At 38.2% G+C, this 22,861-nt stretch carries 15 protein-coding genes and 1 rRNA gene; 13 read left to right on the forward strand and 3 right to left on the reverse strand.

Features of this window, described 5'->3' with window-relative positions; all coding sequences use genetic code 11:
* The first annotated feature begins 83 nt into the window (after positions 1 to 83).
* From rpsD to ACSYSF_RS00975, 5 genes are all read left to right on the forward strand, one after another.
* A complete protein-coding gene (gene rpsD / locus ACSYSF_RS00955; RefSeq protein ID WP_489867882.1) occupies positions 84 to 695 on the forward strand; it encodes a 30S ribosomal protein S4 in 612 nt (203 codons plus the stop codon).
* Positions 696 to 936: 241 nt separating this feature from the next.
* Positions 937 to 2,670, forward strand: coding sequence for a septation ring formation regulator EzrA (locus ACSYSF_RS00960; RefSeq protein ID WP_489867883.1), 1,734 nt, complete (start codon positions 937 to 939; stop codon positions 2,668 to 2,670).
* Between the two features lie 209 nt (positions 2,671 to 2,879).
* A complete protein-coding gene (locus ACSYSF_RS00965; protein WP_489867884.1) occupies positions 2,880 to 5,459 on the forward strand; it encodes a calcium-translocating P-type ATPase, PMCA-type in 2,580 nt (859 codons plus the stop codon).
* 225 nt (positions 5,460 to 5,684) lie between these two features.
* Entirely contained in the window at positions 5,685 to 6,977 is a 1,293-nt protein-coding gene (locus ACSYSF_RS00970) for an adenylosuccinate synthase (protein ID WP_489867885.1), read from the forward strand.
* Between the two features lie 2 nt (positions 6,978 to 6,979).
* Positions 6,980 to 7,525: a phosphoribosyltransferase gene (locus ACSYSF_RS00975; protein ID WP_489867886.1), complete on the forward strand. Its 546-nt coding sequence runs from the start codon at positions 6,980 to 6,982 to the stop codon at positions 7,523 to 7,525.
* A gap of 221 nt (positions 7,526 to 7,746) precedes the next feature.
* Here ACSYSF_RS00975 and ACSYSF_RS00980 read toward each other — a convergent pair whose 3' ends face one another.
* From ACSYSF_RS00980 to ACSYSF_RS00990, 3 genes are all read right to left on the reverse strand, one after another.
* Positions 7,747 to 8,643 (reverse strand): cation diffusion facilitator family transporter, encoded by an 897-nt coding sequence (locus ACSYSF_RS00980; RefSeq protein ID WP_489867887.1) that lies wholly within the window; start codon positions 8,641 to 8,643, stop codon positions 7,747 to 7,749.
* A gap of 1 nt (position 8,644) precedes the next feature.
* Entirely contained in the window at positions 8,645 to 8,920 is a 276-nt protein-coding gene (locus ACSYSF_RS00985; protein WP_489867888.1) for an ArsR/SmtB family transcription factor, read from the reverse strand.
* Between the two features lie 100 nt (positions 8,921 to 9,020).
* Positions 9,021 to 9,815, reverse strand: a complete 795-nt coding sequence (locus ACSYSF_RS00990; protein ID WP_489867889.1) for a hypothetical protein — start codon at positions 9,813 to 9,815, stop codon at positions 9,021 to 9,023.
* Between the two features lie 119 nt (positions 9,816 to 9,934).
* Here ACSYSF_RS00990 and ACSYSF_RS00995 point away from each other — a divergent pair, with 119 nt between their 5' ends.
* From ACSYSF_RS00995 to ACSYSF_RS01030, 8 genes are all read left to right on the forward strand, one after another.
* Complete coding sequence (locus ACSYSF_RS00995) at positions 9,935 to 10,366, forward strand: GtrA family protein (RefSeq protein WP_489867890.1); 432 nt, start codon at positions 9,935 to 9,937, stop codon at positions 10,364 to 10,366.
* The gene (locus ACSYSF_RS01000; protein WP_489867891.1) at positions 10,356 to 11,207 is read left to right on the forward strand and encodes a Cof-type HAD-IIB family hydrolase; all 852 of its coding nucleotides are present in this window, start codon (positions 10,356 to 10,358) and stop codon (positions 11,205 to 11,207) included. Before ACSYSF_RS00995 ends, ACSYSF_RS01000 begins: the two co-directional genes overlap by 11 nt.
* A 104-nt stretch (positions 11,208 to 11,311) precedes the next feature.
* Positions 11,312 to 12,100 carry an undecaprenyl pyrophosphate synthase gene (gene uppS, locus ACSYSF_RS01005; protein ID WP_489867892.1) on the forward strand — a complete coding sequence of 263 codons (789 nt, stop codon included), beginning with the start codon at positions 11,312 to 11,314 and terminating at the stop codon, positions 12,098 to 12,100.
* A gap of 11 nt (positions 12,101 to 12,111) precedes the next feature.
* Positions 12,112 to 12,900: a phosphatidate cytidylyltransferase gene (locus ACSYSF_RS01010; protein ID WP_489867893.1), complete on the forward strand. Its 789-nt coding sequence runs from the start codon at positions 12,112 to 12,114 to the stop codon at positions 12,898 to 12,900.
* Between the two features lie 111 nt (positions 12,901 to 13,011).
* Positions 13,012 to 14,268 (forward strand): RIP metalloprotease RseP, encoded by a 1,257-nt coding sequence (gene rseP / locus ACSYSF_RS01015; protein WP_489867894.1) that lies wholly within the window; start codon positions 13,012 to 13,014, stop codon positions 14,266 to 14,268.
* A gap of 97 nt (positions 14,269 to 14,365) precedes the next feature.
* Complete coding sequence (locus ACSYSF_RS01020; RefSeq protein WP_489867895.1) at positions 14,366 to 16,078, forward strand: proline--tRNA ligase; 1,713 nt, start codon at positions 14,366 to 14,368, stop codon at positions 16,076 to 16,078.
* A 368-nt stretch (positions 16,079 to 16,446) separates the two neighbouring features.
* Positions 16,447 to 20,763, forward strand: a complete 4,317-nt coding sequence (locus tag ACSYSF_RS01025) for a PolC-type DNA polymerase III (RefSeq protein WP_489867896.1) — start codon at positions 16,447 to 16,449, stop codon at positions 20,761 to 20,763.
* A gap of 390 nt (positions 20,764 to 21,153) precedes the next feature.
* Positions 21,154 to 22,727 (forward strand): 16S ribosomal RNA (locus tag ACSYSF_RS01030).
* Positions 22,728 to 22,861 lie beyond the last annotated feature (134 nt).

The raw sequence follows: 22,861 nt of genomic DNA on the forward strand, positions 1-22,861 counted from the left end.
AGTGAAAGTTTGGGTGAATTGCACGAATGTGAGGCAACTCTCTAGAATTCAACAAAATAAAAAATTCTGGAGGACATTTTAATATGTCACGTTATACTGGTCCTAAGTACCGTTTGTCACGTCGTTTAGGCGTTTCATTGTCAGGTACTGGAAAAGAACTTGCTCGTCGTAACTACGCACCTGGTGATCACGGTGCCGGACGTCGTTCAAAGCCATCTGATTATGGTATTCAATTAGCTGAAAAACAAAAGGTTCGTTTTACTTACGGTTTGACTGAGCGTCAATTCCACAACTTGTTCTTGAAGGCAGGTAAAATCCGTAAGGGTACTCACGGTGATAACTTCATGTCATTGCTAGAGCGTCGTTTGGACAACATTGTTTACCGTCTTGGTTTGGCAACTACTCGCCAACAAGCACGTCAACTTGTAAACCACGGCCACATCTTGGTTGATGGTAAGCGTGTTGACATTCCTTCATACGAAGTAAGTGTTGGACAAGAAATTTCAGTTCGTGAGAAGTCACAAAAGAACGTTTATATCCAAGCTGCTGTTGAAGCACAAGCTGGAACTCTACCATTCGTTGAGTTCGATAAGGATACATTAAAGGGAACTTTGGTTCGTGAACCAGAGCGTGCTGAGTTGGATCACGATTACAACGAAGCCCTAATCGTTGAGTACTACAACCGTATTGGATAATTTTATTATCTTATCGGTATATAGTTATACGATACAAAAAAAGCTAAGACAATTGTCTTGGCTTTTTTGTTTATCCAATAATTTTTAGGATGATAAAAGTTAAAAAGTGTTAAAGAACGACAAATAAACACTAAAACGACTAAAAAGATTAACATGAACTTGTCTTCTCGTGGTACGCTAAACATATTAGAATTCCCGAAAGTAAGGAGTATGGTAACAATAGTTCACCAGATACAGGAGTATGACACAGATTGGACATATTGTAATTGGCTTAATTATTGTGGTTGCAGCCATTTATTTGGTTATCTTTGTCTCTCAACGATTGACGGCACGTAAGGTTAATCAGTTAGTGCAACAGAAAAATAAGCTAGCTGAGATGCCAATGCGTGATCGCTTAATTAAAGGACGTCAGTTAAGTTTAACGGGACAAACTTTGAAGCAATTTCAATTGTTAGAAGCTAAGTACAATCATTTAGAAAAAACTGAATTTAATAGTATTGATTTAAAAGCAAATACCGTCTTGTTTGATTCACAAGGATTGAACTTTTTAAAAACAGCGCAAGGTTTGAAAGAATTAAAACGTCAAATTAAGGAAGCTGAAGCAACCATTGACGTTGTTAATCAAGGATTAGATGATTTAGAGCAGTTAGATGAAGCACATAAGCAAGCTGTAAAGGATTTAGAAGCTAAGTATCAAGAATTACGGAAAGTATTGTTGTCACAAAACTTTTCATTTGGACCAGCTATTGATAAGTTGGAAGAAATTTTAGGTTCTTTGGAAGAAGACTTTGATGAATTTGCTCGTTTAACAGAAATGGGTGACCATGCGACTGCTGCTGGTATCTATGAAACTTTGGGAATGGAAACGAATCAGTTAGAACAACGCATTGAGCAAATTCCACCAATTAATACCGCATTATCTGAAGAAATTCCAGGCCAATTGTCTGAACTGCAAGAGGCTTATGACAAAATGTCAGCAGAAGGTTTTAAATTTGAGACGAATATTGATACTGAATTAAGTAATATTGAAGAAGAACGTCAAGAAGCTTTGGAGTTATTGAAAGAATTAACTTTGAAAAAAGCCACTGAAGAGATTGCTCATATGAAGTCACAAACTGAGATATTGTATGAGACTTTTGATCAAGAAGCGAGTGCAGCCCAGACTGTTTGGGAAAATAATGAGAAGTTAACGCGTTATGTTGCGCAAAGCAAGCGACAAAACCATGAATTATATGCCCGTTTAGATCGTTTGAATCAAGATTTTGTATTTACAAAGGATGAGCTTGGTCAAATTCGCAGTTGGGAAATTCAATTAGGTAATAACACTGTCAATTTTGAAGAGTTGAAGCATGCGATTGCTCAACATGAAGTTGTCTTTTCTAAATTGATTCCGCAACAGGATGCAATGGCAACTGATCTTGAACGAATTGCTAAAGAGCAAACTGGTATGTGGGAAACTTTCCAAGAATTACCAAATGTCCTAACACAGTCAAAGAAACGAGTTACTTTGCTGGCTGATAAATTACGCTTAATCCAACGTTCGTTTGAGCGTCAAGGATTGCCCGGCTTACCTGATTCATATCTATCAATGTTTTATTCTGTTAGTGATGAATTAGAACGGGTTAAACAACAATTAGGTTTGGCACGCATCAATGTTGATGACGTGTTAAGACAATTAAGTATTGTGACGGCAGATTTGGATACGCTTGAAGAGCAAACTGATAGCTTAATTGAAGCAGCAGCTGTTACGGAACGTCTTGTACGTAAAGCATTGATGTATCGTGATAATCCAGCTGTTGCACAATCAACGAAACAAGCTCGCTATTTTTATGAAACTAGCTATGATTACGAGCAATCTATGAAGACGCTTGGCGTTATGTTGGATCAATTGGAGCCAGGTTTGACTGACCGAACGATTCAGCAATATCGGCAAGAACAAGCAACTTTAAAAGCAGAATTTTCTGAAGAAGATTAAAAATAAACACGCTAATGGAGAGTTATGTCTCGATTAGCTTGTTTTTTTGTATATTGCATTCAATTTCGTTACATACCGGATTCAAAGTGTCTTTGCTCGCGCTCTCGTATAAAAAGTTACGTTTTGGCTTAAAACTTTACAAAAGGTTATGTTTTTGCTAGAATAATAACTGAAGCATGATGAAATTTTATATAGAGAAGGAGAAGTCTATGAAAGAAAATTCAAATAAAGAACATGATCCGACAAAAGTCGATATTAATTATGGTTTAACAACCGAACAGGTGCAGGAGTCGCGAGAAAAATTTGGACGAAATGTGTTCAAAGAAGCGCCTAAAGAACCGTTATGGAAAAAGGTAAAGCGTAGTCTGAGTGATGTGGCAACCATTATTTTGATTATTGCAGCAATAATTTCACTAATAACATCATACTCTTCAGGTGATGGTCATTACTTTGAAAGTATTTTGATTATTGCCATTGTTATTCTTAATTCAGTTTTGTCTATTTATCAAGAAGGACGAGCTGAGGATGCGCTTGATTCCCTAAAAAGTTTAGAGGTGGCTGAAGCAACCGTTAAACGTGATGGTAAGTTAACGACAATTCCACTTTCAGATATTGTTGTTGGGGATGTATTAGTTCTTGAAAACGGTGAGCGGATATCAGCCGATGCGCATTTGATCGAAGCAACTGAATTACAAGTTGAAGAATCTGCGTTAACTGGAGAAAGTGAGCCAATTGAGAAGGATGCCGATTTTGTCTCAACTGAAGATGATGATTTGGGTGACCGTTTAGATCGCGTTTACCGTGGAACTGCTGTTGTTAATGGTCGTGGAACAGCGACTGTAACAGCTGTTGGTATGGAAACTGAAATGGGTAAGATTGCCGGCTTATTAGGTGGTCAAAAGCAAGAACAAACACCGCTACAGATGCGTTTAGCCCAGTTGGGTAAGCGATTGAGTGTGATTGCCATCTTAGCTGCGCTAGTTGTTATTGGTTTAGGAATTGCTAATGGCGAACCTTTGATGGACTTGTTTATGACAGCTGTCTCACTAGCCGTTGCGGTTGTGCCTGAAACATTAATGATTATTGTGACGATTACCTTAGCATTGGGTGTCCAAAAGATGGCTCACCGTAATGCGATTGTGCGTCGTCTACCAGCAGTTGAAACCTTAGGATCAGCTACGGTGATTGCTTCTGATAAAACCGGAACATTAACACAAAATAAAATGACAGTTCGTCGTGCTTGGGATGCACAGGCGAATAAAGTATATGATGATGAAGATATTGCAACTAACATACCAGATGTTTTGAAGTTTGGTGCATTATCAACTAACGTATCAAAACCAGAAGACGAAATTGTTGGTTTACCAACCGAAGTTGCAATGGTTAATACGTTAGGTGAATATCCTGAATACGAAAAGCTACAAGCTGAGTATCCAAAAGTATTTGAAATTCCATTTAATTCAACGCGTAAGCGCATGACAACCGTGCATAAAGTTACAGATGGTTATTTAGCGGTAACTAAAGGTGCCTTTGATGTGTTGTTGCCAAAATTCCCTGAAAGTGTCCATGCTGATGCTGAAAAAATGAATGAGCAATTTGGTTCAAAAGCCTTGCGTGTGATTGCTGTGGGGGCAGTCAAATTAGCAACACTTAGTGCAGAACCAGATGAGCACGAATTAGAAAGTAATATGACTCTACTAGGGTTAGTGGGGATTATTGACCCACCACGTGAAGAATCAGCAGCAGCTGTTGCTGAAGCACGTGCTGCTGGTATTAAACCAATTATGATTACTGGTGATCACGTGGTAACTGCCAGTGCAATTGCCCGTGAAATTGGTATTTTAGGTGAAGATGATATGGCTTTGTCAGGAGCTGAATTGCATAAAATGTCTGATGAGCAACTTGATAAAAATGTTGATCGTTATGCAGTTTACGCTCGTGTCACGCCGGAAGATAAGATTCGAATTGTTAAGTCATGGCAAAAGCGTGGCGATGTCGTCGCAATGACTGGAGACGGTGTTAACGATGCGCCAGCTTTGCGTAGTGCCGACGTTGGTATTTCAATGGGTGAGACCGGAACTGACGTTGCTCGTGAGGCATCAGCAATTGTCCTAACTGACGATAATTTCGCAACAATTGTTCGTGCTGTGGAAACTGGTCGTGGTATTTACGGTAATATCCGTAAGACAGTCAATTTCTTGATGAGTGCCAATATGTCAGAGATTGTGATTATTGTGGCCGCCATGTTACTTGGTTGGGGTTCACCATTAGTCGCAACGCAACTATTGTTCATTAACTTGGTTGCCGATGGTTTGCCAGGATTTGCGTTGAGTCGTGAACCAGTTCATGATAACGTGATGAATCAAGATCCAGTTAGTCCTAAGGCAAGTATTTTCGCCAACGGTTTGACGGGAAGAATTGTGGCCAACGTTATTTTGTTCGCGGCAACAGTTTTGCTAGCACAAGGTTATGGTGTTTACACTGGTAATACTGAAGCTGGTAACACAATGGCATTCATTGTGTTGTCATTAACATCAATCTTGCACGTCTTCAACATCCGTAGTGATGAATCGATGTTTAAGATTAAATTCAGTGCTAATCCGATGTTAGTATTGATGGCTGGCTTTGCAGTCTTGTTAACGATTCTATTAGTTACGATTCCGGTAACAGAAACTTTGTTTAGTTTCGTACCGTTGTCAGGAATGCAGTGGTTAATTACAATTGTTTTGTCATTAGTACCAAATGTTTATTGGGAAATTGTTAAGGCTGTTAAGCACGCTAAAAATTAAATAATGAAGCACAAGACGTTCGGCTCTTGTGCTTTTTTTATTGGTTAATATGTATAAAGGTCGTATTTATCGTGTTAAAGCTGATTTTTTAAATAGATTAACGATTAAAAGTCGAACTTTTATTTATAATTTTATTGAAAGGGCCGCTATTTGTTGCTAAAATTAATTAAGTAGTGAATAAATTGAATTATTCGTTTTTAACGAATTTGGAAATAGGAGGCCAATATGGCAGGGATCGTAGTTGTTGGTAGTCAATGGGGTGATGAAGGTAAAGGTAAAATTACAAACTTTATCTCACAAAATTCTGATATGGTTGTCCGTTACCAAGGTGGTAATAATGCCGGTCATACAATTTATGTGGATGGTACAAAGTTTGAGTTATCTTCAGTACCATCAGGTATTTTTAACCCAGAGCGACTAGCAGTTATTGGGAATGGTGCAGTTGTTAATCCAAAAGCTTTATTGGAAGAATTACATCAAATTCAAGACAAGGGTGTTACTACTGATAATCTACGTATTTCAGACCGTGCCCATGTTATTTTCCCTTATCACATGTTGATGGATAAGTTAGCTGATGCTAAAAAGGGTGATGGCAAAATTGGAACAACTGGACGTGGTATTGGTCCTACTTACATGGATAAAGCTGCTCGTATTGGTATCCGCATTGTTGATTTATTAGATAAAGATATTTTGCGTGAACGTTTGACAAACGTTTTGGCAGAAAAGAATGAAATTTTAGAAAAGGTCTATGACCATGAGCCATACGATGTTGAAACATTAGTTGATGAATATTATGGTTACGGTCAAACCTTGAAGCCTTATATTGTTGATACAACTGTTTTGATTAATGAGTATCTAGATGATAACAAGCGTGTGCTATTTGAAGGTGCCCAAGGCGCTATGTTGGATATTGATCAAGGAACGTATCCATATGTGACATCATCTTCACCAGTTGGTGGTGGTGCAACAGTTGGTGCTGGTGTTGGTCCAACAAAGATTGACCGTGTTGTTGGTGTTGCTAAGGCATACACTTCACGTGTGGGGGATGGTCCTTTCCCAACAGAATTATTTGATGAAGTCGGTGATCGTATTCGTGAAACTGGTCATGAATACGGTGTTGTTACGAAGCGTCCACGTCGTATTGGTTGGTTAGATACGGTTGTGCTACGTCACTCTGCTCGTATTGGTGGCTTTACACACTTGTCATTAAACAGTCTAGATGTGTTGTCAGGTCTTGAAACTGTTAAATTGGCAGTTGCTTATGAGTTAGATGGCAAGCGTATTTCACATTATCCAGCTAGTTTGAAGGATGTGCAACGTGTTACCCCAATCTATGAAGAATTACCAGGTTGGTCAGAAGATATTACAGGTATCAAGTCACGTGAAGAATTACCAGAAAATGCTGAAAATTACTTAAAGCGTGTCGAAGAATTAATTGGTGTACCTTTGTATACTTTTGCTGTCGGTCCATCAAATGAGCAAACAATTATTTTATTTGATATCTGGAATAAGGAGTAATCATGCCTGAAATGAGATTAGCACGCACGATTTTATCTGTTGAGGAGATTGACGCAATGGTCAATCGAGTGGCTGGTGAATTAAATGAAGTACTAGTTGATGTTGAACGTCCCGTATTCGTCGGGGTTATGAAAGGTGCATACATGTGGATGGCTGATATTATGCGTGCAATGCATCGTGATATTGAGCTTGATTATATTGATGTGTCTAGTTATGTTGGTGATCAATCAACAGGACATATTACCATTCAACGTGATTTGAAAGTTGATTTAAAAGACCGCACCGTAGTCATTTTAGATGAAGTTGTCGATTCAGGGTTAACGTTACGTTATTTGAAGGCGGATTTTGAAGCACGTGGTGCTAAAAAGGTTTATGTTGCGGTGGCAACTGATAAACGGCAATCAGAATCAGCTGGTGGCATTACACCAGACTTTATTGGGGCACATGTGCCAGATGAATTCTTAGTTGGTTATGGTATGGATTATAATGAATATTATCGTAGTTTGCCATACGTTGCTGTTCTAGAGTTGAATCCAAAAAATGATTAGTAAAAGAGAGCGAGAACAAAGAAGGATTAGATTCGGTGTGTAACGGTGTTTAAGCGTTTTGCGGTCGCCAGACCGTGAAGCGCCCAAATTCGTTACATTGAGAATCCAGTCTTTGAGAACGCGTTTATGCTATAAAAATTACAGGCTTATAATTCAAATAATTTTAGCAAAAAGAGGTTGGAACTTTTTCTTTCGTTCCAGCCTCTTTTTGTATTAATAGATTAAATTGTATTAAATGGTTCGTCGGGCATGCCTTTTTCTAATTGAATTGTCGTGTGCTGAATATGCATATCATCTTGTAGCATGTGACCAAGATGTGATAATAATTCCATATCGCTTGGATTTTCAACAATTAAGTGGACTGTCAAAGCCGTTTCTGTAGTTGAAATTCCCCAGATGTGTAAGTCGTGCATGCTAATAACATTTGGCGTTGCAAGAATTGCATTTTTAACAGCTTCTTCGTCGACATTTTCCGGTACACCATTAAAGATAAGTAGAATTGATTCCTTAAAAACATCCCATGAAGAAATGATAATGACCAAGCCAATTAAAATCGAAACAATTGGGTCAATCCAATACCAATCTGTCAGCATGGTTAGTAATCCGGATATTACAACACCAAATGAAACGCCAGCATCGGCCATTAGATGAATGTAAGCGCCCTTGGCATTAATATCATGTTCATGGTCACCTGACATGGCGAAAAATTTGGCTGCCACAAAATTAACAACAATTCCGATAGCTGATACAATCATAATTAGATTACCAGCAGGTTCACCGCCACTATTAAATAATTTATCAATTGCTTCAAACCAGATAATAAAGACAGCAACCAGTAAAAAGAGGGCATTGATAAAACTAGCTAAAATAGTCGCATTGTGCCAACCATAAGTATGGGTTGACGTTGCACGTAAACCAAATACGGCAACGGCTGCCCATGCTAAAATCAGTGAAGCAACATCGCTAATACTATGTAGGGCATCAGCAAATAAAGCAGTTGAATTTGCATAGTAAGCGAAAATCATTTCAGCAATGATAAAAAGTGAATTTAAAATGATACCTGTTAAATAGGGTAGTTGTCTCTTTGGAACCCCTGCATGCTCATGATGATTATGCATTTTATAATTTTTCCTCCAAGTGTTTTGTTGCTAAAGCAATGATACTGCGAATATGATCATCCTTTAAGGCATAAAAGACTTGTTTGCCATGACGATGTGAACTGATGATATCAGCTTGTTTTAGCATTTTTAATTGTTGCGAGATATTTGATTGTGAATAGTTCGTTAACATAACCAAATTGGAGACGTTTTGTTCATGATTAGCTAAAATTTTTAATATTTTTAGCCGTAAGACATTTGAAAATAGTTTAAAAAATTCTGATAATTGTTCATCCATAAATATATTATAAAACGTTAATATGTTTTTTTGAAGTATTATTAACAAATTAACCAAAAAACAGGCTAGAACATAAGTGTTCCAGCCTGTTTGTGTTTTATTAACGTTGTTGTAAGAAGATGATCATAATCGTTATGGTTTGCAAAACCGTAAAGAACGTCATTTGGTAACGTTGTTTTAGATTTAAATTAATTAAAACTGCCCAAGTGAATATGATGATTAGAACTGCTAAAACCATCCAAAAATTCCAATTTAAGGCGAGCACATTGATTAATAGGATAAGTCCAAATATAAACGAAATGATTCGTTTATGGCGACTGCCAGAAATAAATAATGCACTCATGAAATATAGATAACTAAAGAATAGTGGGAATAAACTAAATAAGAAAGGTTTTGTTAAAAAGGTGTTTTGTTGATAAAAAATAACAACTGGCATCACCAAAGAGGCAATCCCTGAATATAAGATCAATCCCAATATATTTTTAAGTTTTAAGCCTGGCACATTAATCAATAGTAAAGTAATTGGTAGCAAAGTAAGTAACATGACTTGTTGACCAGTAAAATGACGATACAAAAAGTATAAAAATAATACCGGTATTAGTATCAAAATATAATTAAACCATTGTGCAAAGTTACGATTAAACGTTAAGAAAATTGCAATGGATAATATGATACTATACGTTAGGAGCAATGGATTATGTTGAATTTGCCCACTGGCTAAACGATTAGAGTAAATTAAAGGATAGACCCACCACACAATATTTTGCGCTATAACACTAATGAGCATTGATAGCCACGGAATTTTATTTTTGGTTAAATGATAAAGTTTTGCGGCACTAGTGCGGGGGTGATTTCTGTTTGTACGAGTATCTTCAGTATCGGAACTTGAGTTCATAGTAAAGCCTTCCTAGCTAATAAATTCTATAATTATTGTAGCAAACTAACCGTTTAGGTGTGAGTCTGATATAATATTTTGAGTATATTTTTTTAAGTTGAGCGAAATGGAGTAAGAAAATGCACACAATTATTGCGATGGCAACTAAATATCGTATGCAATTAATGTATTTAGTATTTGGTGGATTAACAACGGTAGTTAATATTGTTGTGTATAGTGGTACACGTTGGATAAATTTATCGATTAATGCATCATATATATTAGCATGGTTGTTAAGTGTATTATTTGCTTATTTAACAAATCGCAAATGGGTATTTGATAGCCAAACGACAGGCTTCAGTAACATTATACTAGAAATGATAAGATTTTTTATGGCTCGTTTAGCTACTGGTATAGTGGGTTACCTAATTTTACTTTTTGGTGTTCATGTATTGCATCAAAATGATATGATATGGAATATTATACAAAATGTTTTTGTGATAGTTTCCAACTATATATTAAGCAAATTAGTAATATTTAAGTTGAAGGAGAAAATTAAAAATGACGATTAAATTAATTGCAACTGATATGGACGGTACTTTGCTACGTGATGATCGTACATTTGATTATGCACGTATGGAAGACTTGCTAGATGAACTTGATGAGCGTGGCATTCGTTTTGTCGCCGCAAGTGGTAATCAATACACGCAATTGCGCTCATATTTTAATCCGGTAGATCCTGACCGTATTACATATATATCGGATAATGGTGCTTTGGTTATGAATCAAGGCAAGACGATTGCCGAGTCTTCAATTACTAACGAACAAATTGATCGCGTTATTGACTGGAATAACCGTACAAATGCCAAGATGGAAAATTTGATTGTCTTATCAGGACATAACGGGGCCTATGTATCTAATCATGCAACCCCTGAAATAATTGGTATGGTTAAATATTTCTATCCAACGGTTCATCAAGTTGAGAAATTTAAAGAAATTGATGATAATATTTTCCGTTTTACCTTTGTTTGGCCACAAGGTATTGATGTTCATAAATATATTCAACAATTACGTGAAGAATTTGGTGAAGAATTACATACAACAGGTTCAGGATTTGGAACTGTTGATATCTTAGCACCCGGTGTTAATAAGCGAACTGGGTTAATTGAGCTTGGTAAAAAGTGGGATATTAAGCCAGAAGAAATGGCAGCCTTTGGTGATAATGGTAATGATTTGGAAATGCTACGTTATGTAAAATATCCATTTGTCATGCCAAATGCGGAAGACTTCATGAAGGTCCGTATTAACAATTTGGCTGTAAATGATAATAATCATAATGGTGTGTTAGATACAATTGAGGCATTATTAGCAGGTGCCTTTGACGATAAAGCTGGTAAAATTTTTGATAAATAATTGATAATCCTGAAATCTTGTCTAACAACCTGTTATAATATATAAGATTATAATGTGTTATGCGACTTATAGCGATTATTTGTCGGGATATCGGAGGGAAAATCGTGTTATTTAATAACCGACATGAGGAACATATTGATATGCAACAAAATGAATTGGATGATCAACAGATTCCTAATCATATTGCGATTATCATGGACGGGAATGGACGATGGGCCAAGCAACGGAATTTACCACGAGTTTCTGGTCACCAGCGTGGTATGGAAGTTGTCAAAGACATCACGAAAGCAGCGAGCGATTTGGGCGTGAAAGTATTAACTTTATATGCTTTTTCGACAGAAAATTGGAAACGTCCAGAAACTGAAGTAGGTTTTTTGATGAAGTTACCTAGCAAGTTTTTTGATACGTTTGTACCAGAACTAACTGCTAATAACATTCGTGTTAATGTCATTGGCTATGTTGACCAATTACCAGCACAGACAAAAAATGCCGTTAATAAAGCTGTTGCACAAACTGCTAATAATACTGGCATGGTTTTGAACTTTGCATTTAATTACGGTGGTCGTGCTGAAATCGTATCAGGTGTTCAACAAATTGCCCAACGAGTTGTGACGGGTGAAATTAAACCAGAGGATATTGATGAAAAGATGGTTAATCAATCAATGATGACAGCATCACTTGAATATCCAGATCCTGATTTATTAATTAGAACCAGTGGTGAAGAACGCTTATCTAATTTTTTGCTTTGGCAGGTTGCATATGCTGAGTTTGTCTTTGTTGATGAACACTGGCCAGAGTTTACACCAGAAGTCTTACGACGGACGATTGCTATTTATCAATCACGTCATCGTCGTTTTGGTGGGTTAACAGAAAATAATAGTGATAAGAAATAGGAGACAAAAACATGAAGACACGGGTGATTACGGCAGTCGTTGCATTAGCCATTTTTATACCCATTCTAGTAGCAGGTGGTGTCTGGATTCAGATTGCCGCTTCTGTGTTAGCATTGGTAGCTGCTTCTGAAGTTGTTTTGATGCGTCGTACTTTGTTAATAGACTTTGGTGCGATTTTGACAATGTTAGGAGCGGTAGTGATGACACTACCAACGACGATTTGGCAAGACTTTGATTTGCCAATGATATTACAACGTAATTCATTATTATATATATTTGTTATTTTAATGTTATTACATACAGTTGTTGCACGAAACAAATTTAATTTTGAAGATGCCGGTGTATTTACCCTAACCATGATTTATGTTGGACTAGGATTCAGCATGATGGTAGCAGCAAGAATGTCAGGTTTGGATACCCTGATGTATGCCTTCTTAATTGTTTGGACAACAGATTCAGCTGCATATATGGTTGGTCGAAAAATTGGAAAGAACAAGTTAACGTCTATTTCACCTAATAAAACCTGGGAGGGTTCAATTGGTGGTAGTGTCATTGCGGTAGTATTTGCAGCAATTTATTTGTACTTCTTCCCACAACGTTATAGCTGGGGTGTGATGGTACTTATCAGTATTGTTTTGTCAGTTGCTGGTCAATTTGGTGATTTAATTGAATCAGCATTAAAGCGCTTCTATCATGTCAAGGATTCAGGAAATGCTTTGCCAGGACACGGTGGTATTTTGGATCGATTTGATTCAATGTTGATTGTGTTACCATTGATGTACTTGTTAGGGGTTTTTTAATAAATAAACTGTAAAAAAGGATTGATGTTATCATCAATCCTTTTTTGATAGTACCTTATTAACCATTTTTATTGTATACTAACCCTACTTAGATTGGGGATGGAGAAAAGAATGACAGCAATTATTACATTTATTATTGTGTTCGGTGTAATCGTGATTGTGCACGAATTCGGTCACTTTTATTTTGCTAAAAAATCAGGGGTTCGTGTCCGTGAATTTGCTATCGGTATGGGCCCAAAAATATTACAAACCCAACGGAACGGGACAACTTATACGTGGCGTATTCTACCAGTTGGTGGTTATGTGCGTATGGCTGGCCGCGGTGATACTGATAATGAACCCATTCAACCAGGGATGTCGATAACTGTCGTTAGTCTTGATGATGTTGTAACTAAGATTAATCTTTCTGAACAAGAAGAGTTGGTTGGTGGACGAACGATTACAGTTAATCAAATTGATTTAGTTGATGGCATGTTTATTGAAGGTTATTGGGCTGATGATGATCAATTGGTTCGACTAAAAGTTGATCATGATGCAGAAATTATTGAACCTGATGGCACAATGGTCCTAGTCGCACCACGTGATACACATATTGAATCAGCAAAGCTTTGGCAACGTGCCATTATTAATTTTGCTGGTCCGATGAATAACTTTATTTTGACGTTAATTTTGTTCATTGGTTTAGCATTTACATTACCAGGTGTATCAACAACCACGGTCGATCAAGTAACTAAAGATTCACCGGCAGCATTAGTTGGTTTGAAGCATAACGATGAAATTACGGCTATTAACGGTAAGCCAATTCATTCATGGCAAAAAATGCAAAACACGATTCAAACTAAGGCTGATCAAAATGTTCGACTTACTTATAAACGTGATGGTAAAACGAAACATGCCAATCTTAAGCCTAAAGGTGTTAAAAATGGTGGTATGGTGATTGGCCAAATTGGTGTAACTTCTAAACAAACGGGTGCGCTTAGTGCTCGTGTTCGTTATGGATTCCAAATGACTAGTCAATCCATGACGCAAATTTTTAGAGCTATCAAAAATCTTGTTCAAGGGTTCTCATTGAATAAATTGGGTGGTCCAGTTGCTATTTACCAAAATACTTCGCAAGTTAGTCATATGGGAGTATTAGCGATTGTGTCATTTATGGCATGGTTATCAGTTAATTTGGGGATGATGAATTTGTTGCCAATTCCAGGACTAGATGGTGGTAAGTTGCTATTTAATATTGTGGAAGCAGTGATTAGACGTCCAGTGCCCGAAAAGGCCGAACTAGCAGTGACCTTAGTCGGTGTTGGCTTATTGTTTGTCTTAATGATTGCTGTAACTGGTAATGACATATTACGATATTTTGTTAAGTAAGTAATCTGCTCGAAATGTCGTGATTAGACAAATGTGGTAAGATAGAAAAAGAATTTTAATGCGTGTAAAACGCAAAGGTTAGGAATGGGTATAAATCATGAAACAGTCAAAGGTTTTTATTCCCACATTACGTGAAACACCTGCAGATGCGGAAGTAATTTCCCATCAAATGATGTTACGTGCGGGATATGTTCGTCAAGTTACAGCTGGAGTGTATGCTTATTTGCCATTAGCACAACGGGTTTTAAATAAGATTACAGCCATTATGCGTGAAGAAATGGAAGCAGTTGATGCTATTGAAATGACAGCACCAGTTTTGTTACCAGCTGAATTGTGGCAAGAATCAGGCCGTTATGAAACTTATGGACCTAATTTATTCAAATTACGTAATCGTCATGGCCGTGATATGATTCTTGGTCCAACACACGAAGAGACAATGACAACATTGATTCGTGACGACATTAAGTCATATAAGCGTTTGCCATTGACGCTTTATCAAATCCAAACAAAGTTGCGTGATGAAGATCGCCCACGTTTTGGTGTTTTACGTAGTCGTGAATTTATTATGAAGGATGCCTATTCATTCTCTATCGATGAAGCTAGTTTAGACGAAGCATATAAGAAGATGGAATCAGCATATGTTAAGATTTTTGACCGTGTTGGTTTGAACTACCGGATCATCGTTGGGGATGCTGGAGCAATGGGCGGCTCAGATTCTAAGGAATTTTCTGCTCCTGCTGCAGCTGGTGAGGATACAATTGCTTATTCTGATGAATCAGGTTACGCTGCTAATTTGGAAATGGCTAAGGATTTGTATGTGCCAAATAAGTCACATGCGCCTTTAGCTGATCTACAAAAGATTGCAACGCCTGAAGTTGGTACCATGGCAGAGTTAGCAGAATATCTACAAACAACTGAGGACCAATTGGTTAAAACTTTGTTTATGATAGCTGATGGTCAACCTGTTATGATTTTGGTTCGTGGTGATTTTGAAGTCAACGAAGTTAAAGTTCAAAACTATTTGCATGCTGATGAATTGCGTTTAGCAACGGAAGAAGAAACTCAACAATACTTGGGGGCACCATTTGGTTCATTAGGTCCAGTTGGCGTTGGTGAAGATGTTAAGATTATCGCTGATGAATGGGTTACCGACATGGTTAATATCGTTGTTGGTGGTAATGAATTAGGTTTCCATTATCTAAATGCTAACGTTGATCGTGACTTCAGAATTGACGAAGTTGCTGATGTCCGTGTTGCTCGTGAAGGCGATATGTCAATTGATAACAAAGGACATCTAAAGTTTACTAAGGGTATTGAGGTTGGTCATATCTTTAAGTTGGGTACCCGTTATTCTAAAGCAATGGGTGCACAAGTTTTGGATGATAATGGTCGTCAAGCCGATGTCATTATGGGATCATATGGAATCGGTGTATCACGTTTGTTAGCAGCAATTGCTGAACAAAATGCTGATGAAAAAGGATTATCATGGCCAGCTAGTGTTGCCCCATGGGATGTTCACTTAATTCCAATTAAGTACAAGAATGAAGAACAAGTTAAATTAACAGATGAGCTATATGATAGCTTGATAGCTGCGGGTTATGAAGTGCTACTTGATGATCGTAATGAACGTCCAGGTGTTAAGTTTGCAGATTCTGACTTAATTGGTTTGCCAGTTCGTGTGACAGTCGGTAAAAAGGCCAGTGAAGGAATCGTAGAAGTAAAGTTGCGTAAAGCTGACGAAGCCATTGAAGTTCGGGCTGATGAGTTAGTATCAACGTTACGTGTATTTTTAAGTGGTAATCAAAATTAATTATTTTTAAAGTCTTTATCTTTATTTTAAGATTTTAGATTTATATTATAACCATCGATGAATGATACAGAGATATCACATCGATACCCATAATGATTACTCATAACCTAGCAGGAATGCCCATTCCTGCAACTACTCCTTAAACTGGTATATAGTAATATACCTTATCCAATTAATTTAGAAGCCCATCTAGATTAATAATAATGGCATAGTATTAGTACTATTCATTATTTAAAGAGGAAGCAACTTGCCCGTTGCTTCCTCTTTTTTATGTTTAACAAATCTATTAATCGTTTTGTTATTTTCATATTCTTAGGACAATGTATAATAACAGTAGATTATAAAACTTAGGAAAGGGGCTATAAGTAATGGCGTTGAATCCGCAAGAACAATTTCAAGTATTGTTACAACAGTTGCAATACGAGGAGGTGCCTGACATCTTCCAAGATGCCACCCTTACCAAGTTAACGGTACACAAGCAGTCGCGAGTTTGGCAATTCCATTTTGCGTTGCCAGAATTACCTGAAGTCACGACGTTAGCGACATTGATTAGTAAGCTACAAACAACTTTTGCTAGTATCGCAACGATTAATTATGAAATTAAATTGGTAAATCAACCACAATTATCACAAATTGTGAATTATTGGAGCTGGGTTTTACAGCAACATCAAAATGAACCAGGCGCATTTCAGCGGGCTTTTAATCAAGTTATGCCGGTTGTTGATGATGGTAAGCTGGTGTTAAACTTTGCATCTAATACTTGGGAAAAGTATGCTAAACAAACTGGATTACCATTAATTGAGCAGACCTATCAACAATTAGGCGTTAGCAATAAATTACCATTTGTCGTAAATGTGGATGCTGATTTGGTGGCCCAATCACAAGCTGCAGCTTTAGCACAACGCGCTTCACAGGATGAAAAATTGTCACAACGCGCTCAGGTACAAATTGAACAAGCTGCTAAGCAACGTAAGACAGTCAGTCATAGTGGTGGTAATGGTGGTGCTAGTAATTTGGGTCGTAAGATTGCTAGTGATGCTGAAATTACAGATATGGTCGATATTATCGATGAGGAACGCTCGGTTGTCGTAGAAGGTTATATCTTTGATGCAGAGGTTAAAGTTTTAAAGTCAGAACGACAATTGTTAACCATGAAGGTGACTGATTATACGAGCTCGTTTGTATTAAAAAAGTTTTCACGTGACGATGCAGATATTGAATTCTTTGAAAACATTAAAGCTGGTATGTGGATTAGAGCCCGTGGACCAGTTCAACAAGACGATTTCTTGCATGATTTGACAATGATGGCCTATGACATTCAAGTTGTGAAACACCAACCTCGTCTTGAAACTTATGAAGGTGATGGCAAGCGAATTGAATTGCATACCCATTCGTTGATGTCAACGATGGATGCGACAAATGGTATTAAAGATTATGTTAAACAAGCCCATGACTGGGGCATGTCAGCAATCGCGATAACAGATACCGCCGGTGCTCAAGGATTCCCAGAAGCGGCATCAGCGGCTGCGGATAATGATATGAAAATGATTTATGGTGTGGAAGTTAATTTAGTCGAAGACGGAGAACCCATCATTTTCAATCCAGCCCACATTGATTTGAGTGAGTCAGAATTTGTTGTTTTTGACGTGGAGACCACTGGATTATCAGCAGCTTATGATAAAGTTATTGAATTATCAGCTGTTAAAATGCAAAAGGGAAATGTGGTTGAAGAATTCTCTGAATTTATTGATCCAGGTTTCCCATTAAGTCAGACGACCACAGATTTAACTTCAATTACGGATGATATGGTTCGTGGTTCAAAAACTGAAGAAGAAGTTTTTAAAGCATTCCGTGAATTTTACGGTGACGCTATTTTGGTTGGACATAATGTAACCTTCGATATGGGCTTTATGAATGAGGGATATGAACGACATGGTATGTCAGCAATTACTAATCCTGTAATTGATACGCTAACGTTGGCACGTTTCTTATATCCGCACATGCGTTCATATCGGTTGAATACATTAGCCAAACATTTTGGTGTGCAACTTGAACAACATCACCGTGCAATTTTCGATTCGGAAACAACGGGACATTTGAACCGCATTTTTCTTGATGAGGCACGTGAGAAATATGGGATTACTCATGCTGATCAATTGAATGATCATATGACAGAAAATGATGCTTGGCGCCATGGACGCCCTAATCATGCGGTTGTATTGGTTAAAAGCCAAGTTGGTGTTAAGAATCTTTACAAAATGATTTCGGAGTCAAATATTCATTATTTGTACCGTACACCGCGCGTACCGCGTTCGTTATTGAATAAGTATCGTGAAGGTCTGCTACTAGGAACTGGTGATAGCTCTGGTGAGTTTTGGGAAGCCTTGATGCAAAAAGGTTATGCAGCTGCCAAGGCTAAAGCAAAATATTATGATTATATTGAAATTCAGCCATCAGCTAATTACTTGCCTGAAATTGAAGGTGAACTGATTAAAGATGAGGCGCGCTTGCGTGAATTAATGATGCAAGCTGTTAAAATTGGTGATGAATTGGATAAACCGGTGGTTGTTACGGGTAATGTCCATTATCTTAACCCAGAAGATGCAATTTATCGTAAGATTTTGGTTAGTTCGCAAGGTGGGGCTAATCCTTTAAATCGGCATAGTTTACCGGAGTTGCATTTTAGAACTACCCAAGAAATGTTGAATGATTTTAGTTGGATGGGTGACGAATTGGCTCATAAATTAGTTATTGATAATACACATGTTGTTGCTGATATGATTGATAATGTTGAGGCAATTAAAACTGGTAATTATCCACCTAATATGCCAACTGCAAATGATGAAATTCGTCAAAAATCATATGATACGGCTTATCGAATGTATGGTAATCCATTACCACAAATTGTTGAGGCTCGTATTGAACAAGAATTAAGTTCAATTATTAAAAACGGATTCGCGGTCATTTATCTGGTGGCACAACGTTTAGTTGCGAAGTCAAATAAGGACGGTTATCTGGTTGGATCACGTGGTTCTGTTGGTTCATCATTAATTGCCTTGTTAATCGGAATTACTGAAGTGAACGCATTGCCACCGCATTATCGTAGTGTAAATGGTGATTACGTCGAATTTGTTGATCCTAGAGAGTATGAATCAGGTTATGATTTACCTGAAAAGTTGAGCCCGATAGATGGTACGAAATTGATTGGGGATGGTCATAATATTCCGTTCGAAACTTTCTTAGGATTTAAAGGTAATAAAGTTCCTGATATTGATTTGAACTTTTCTGGGGATTATCAACCATTTGCGCATAATTATATGAAGTCATTGTTCGGTGAGAATAATGTGTTCCGTGCCGGAACAATTGCGACCGTGGCAGATAAAACTGCGTTTGGATATGTGAAAGCTTATGAACGTGATCATGATAAACAATTTAGAGGTGCTGAGGTGGAACGCCTAGCAATGGGTGCAACTGGGGTTAAACGAACTACTGGTCAGCATCCAGCTGGAATTTTGATTGTGCCGGATGATATGGAAATATATGATTTCACACCAATTCAATATCCAGCTGATGATCTTTCGGCAACATGGCGTACAACTCATTTTGATTTTCATTCTATTCACGATAATATTTTGAAAATGGACATTCTTGGACATGATGATCCAACGATGATACGTGCATTACAGGATATGTCTGGTATTGACCCAACGACTATTCCAATGAATGATCCCGGCGTTATGAGTCTTTTCTCATCGCCAGAGGTACTAGGTGTAACTGAGGACCAGATTTTTTCTAAGACGGGTACGCTGGGGGTTCCTGAATTCGGAACGGCCTTTGTACGTGGTATGTTGGAAGAAACTCATCCTAAGAATTATTCTGAATTGCTACAAATTTCTGGACTATCTCATGGTACTGATGTTTGGCGTGGAAATGCGGATGAATTAATTGAACGTGGTGTCGCAACTATCGGTACCGTTATTGGAACGCGTGATAAGATTATGACTGATTTAATTAATTATGGTGTTAATCCGGAATCATCTTTCCAAATAATGGAAAAAGTACGTAAAGGTAAAGGAATTGCTGATAATTTCCAAGCTGAAATGCGTGCTGCAGGTGTGCCAGAATGGTATATTGAATCTGGTTTGAAGATTAAGTATATGTTCCCACGTGCGCATGCGGCTGCTTATGTGTTGATGGCTTTGCGAATTGCTTATTTTAAAGTTTATTTCCCAACTTTGTACTATGCTGCTTATTTCTCAGTGCGTGCTAGTAATTTTGATATTGTTTCGATGTCACGAGGTTTAAATAGCACAAAGGCTAAGATAATGGAGATTAAGCATCAAGGCAATGATGCATCAGCAAAAGATAAAGATTTACTGACCGTACTTGAAATTGCAAATGAAGCGCTTGAACGTGGCATTGATTTTAGTATGGTGGACTTATATAAGTCAGATGCTGAAGAATGGTTGATTGATGGTAACACTTTAATTGCACCATTTAATTCAGTACCAGGATTAGGGGATAATGTTGCAAAGCGGATTATTGCTGCGCGGGCAGCGGGTGAATTTCTTTCAAAGGAGGATCTTGCACAACGTGGTGGTATCTCAAAGACGTTATTACAATTTTTGGATGATAATGGCGTTCTGGATGGAATGCCTGATGAAAATCAATTATCTTTGTTCTAATTTGAATAATATGTTTTTATAGTCATAAGAGCTAGGGTATGAATGCCTTGGCTCTTTTTGTTTATATATTAATTTTAAAAACATTGACTCTTATTAAATATGTGTGTATTATATATCAAGTTGGCAATGATATTGCATTGATAAATCAAGTCTTGATTATGTTTGAAAAAAAGTGTTGACAAAGTACTTTTGTTTCTGTAATATAGATTAAGTTGTCAGCGAGACAACAAATGTTGATCATTGAAAACTGAATATCGTTTCGATAGAACAAATGTGTAGGGTCATCAAGCAATTTGCTTGATACAAAAAACATTTGCGAAGTCAATTCGCTAATAAATTCGTTTAACTTCTGTTAAACAAATAACAAATATTGAGTTATACTCAAACTTTTAAAATGAGAGTTTGATCCTGGCTCAGGATGAACGCTGGCGGCGTGCCTAATACATGCAAGTCGAACGCTTTGTGCAAATTGATATGACGAGCTTGCTCTGATTTGATTTTTGATTTCAAAGAGTGGCGAACGGGTGAGTAACACGTGGGTAACCTACCTTTTAGCAGGGGATAACATTTGGAAACAAGTGCTAATACCGTATAATACCAACAACCGCATGGTTGTTGGTTGAAAGATGGTTCTGCTATCACTAAGAGATGGACCCGCGGTGCATTAGCTAGTTGGTAAGGTAATGGCTTACCAAGGCGATGATGCGTAGCCGAGTTGAGAGACTGATCGGCCACAATGGGACTGAGACACGGCCCATACTCCTACGGGAGGCAGCAGTAGGGAATCTTCCACAATGGGCGCAAGCCTGATGGAGCAACGCCGCGTGTGTGATGAAGGGTTTCGGCTCGTAAAACACTGTTATAAGAGAAGAACGGCACTGAGAGTAACTGTTCAGTGTGTGACGGTATCTTACCAGAAAGGAACGGCTAAATACGTGCCAGCAGCCGCGGTAATACGTATGTTCCAAGCGTTATCCGGATTTATTGGGCGTAAAGCGAGCGCAGACGGTTATTTAAGTCTGAAGTGAAAGCCCTCAGCTCAACTGAGGAGTTGCTTTGGAAACTGGATAACTTGAGTGCAGTAGAGGAAAGTGGAACTCCATGTGTAGCGGTGAAATGCGTAGATATATGGAAGAACACCAGTGGCGAAGGCGGCTTTCTGGACTGTAACTGACGTTGAGGCTCGAAAGTGTGGGTAGCAAACAGGATTAGATACCCTGGTAGTCCACACCGTAAACGATGAGTGCTAGATGTTCGAGGGTTTCCGCCCTTGAGTGTCGCAGCTAACGCATTAAGCACTCCGCCTGGGGAGTACGACCGCAAGGTTGAAACTCAAAGGAATTGACGGGGACCCGCACAAGCGGTGGAGCATGTGGTTTAATTCGAAGCAACGCGAAGAACCTTACCAGGTCTTGACATCCCTTGCAAACATTAGAAATAGTGTGTTCCCTTCGGGGACAAGGTGACAGGTGGTGCATGGTTGTCGTCAGCTCGTGTCGTGAGATGTTGGGTTAAGTCCCGCAACGAGCGCAACCCTTATTATTAGTTGCCAGCATTCAGTTGGGCACTCTAGTGAGACTGCCGGTGACAAACCGGAGGAAGGTGGGGATGACGCCAAATCATCATGCCCCTTATGACCTGGGCTACACACGTGCTACAATGGCATATACAACGAGCCGCTAACCCGCGAGGGTACGCTAATCTCTTAAAGTATGTCTCAGTTCGGATTGTAGGCTGCAACTCGCCTACATGAAGTCGGAATCGCTAGTAATCGCGGATCAGCACGCCGCGGTGAATACGTTCCCGGGTCTTGTACACACCGCCCGTCACACCATGAGAGTTTGTAACACCCAAAGCCGGTGGGGTAACCTTTTAGGAGCCAGCCGTCTAAGGTGGGACAGATGATTAGGGTGAAGTCGTAACAAGGTAGCCGTAGGAGAACCTGCGGCTGGATCACCTCCTTTCTAAGGAAAATCGGAACCTACACATTCTATACGAAACGATATTTAGTTTTGAGTGGTTAACACTCAACATTAGTTCTTTGAAAACTGAATCATAATTGTAAATTTTTAAATTCATTTATATTGATAGTATCAAT

The organism is Weissella sp. ESL1139 (genome assembly GCF_058506735.1).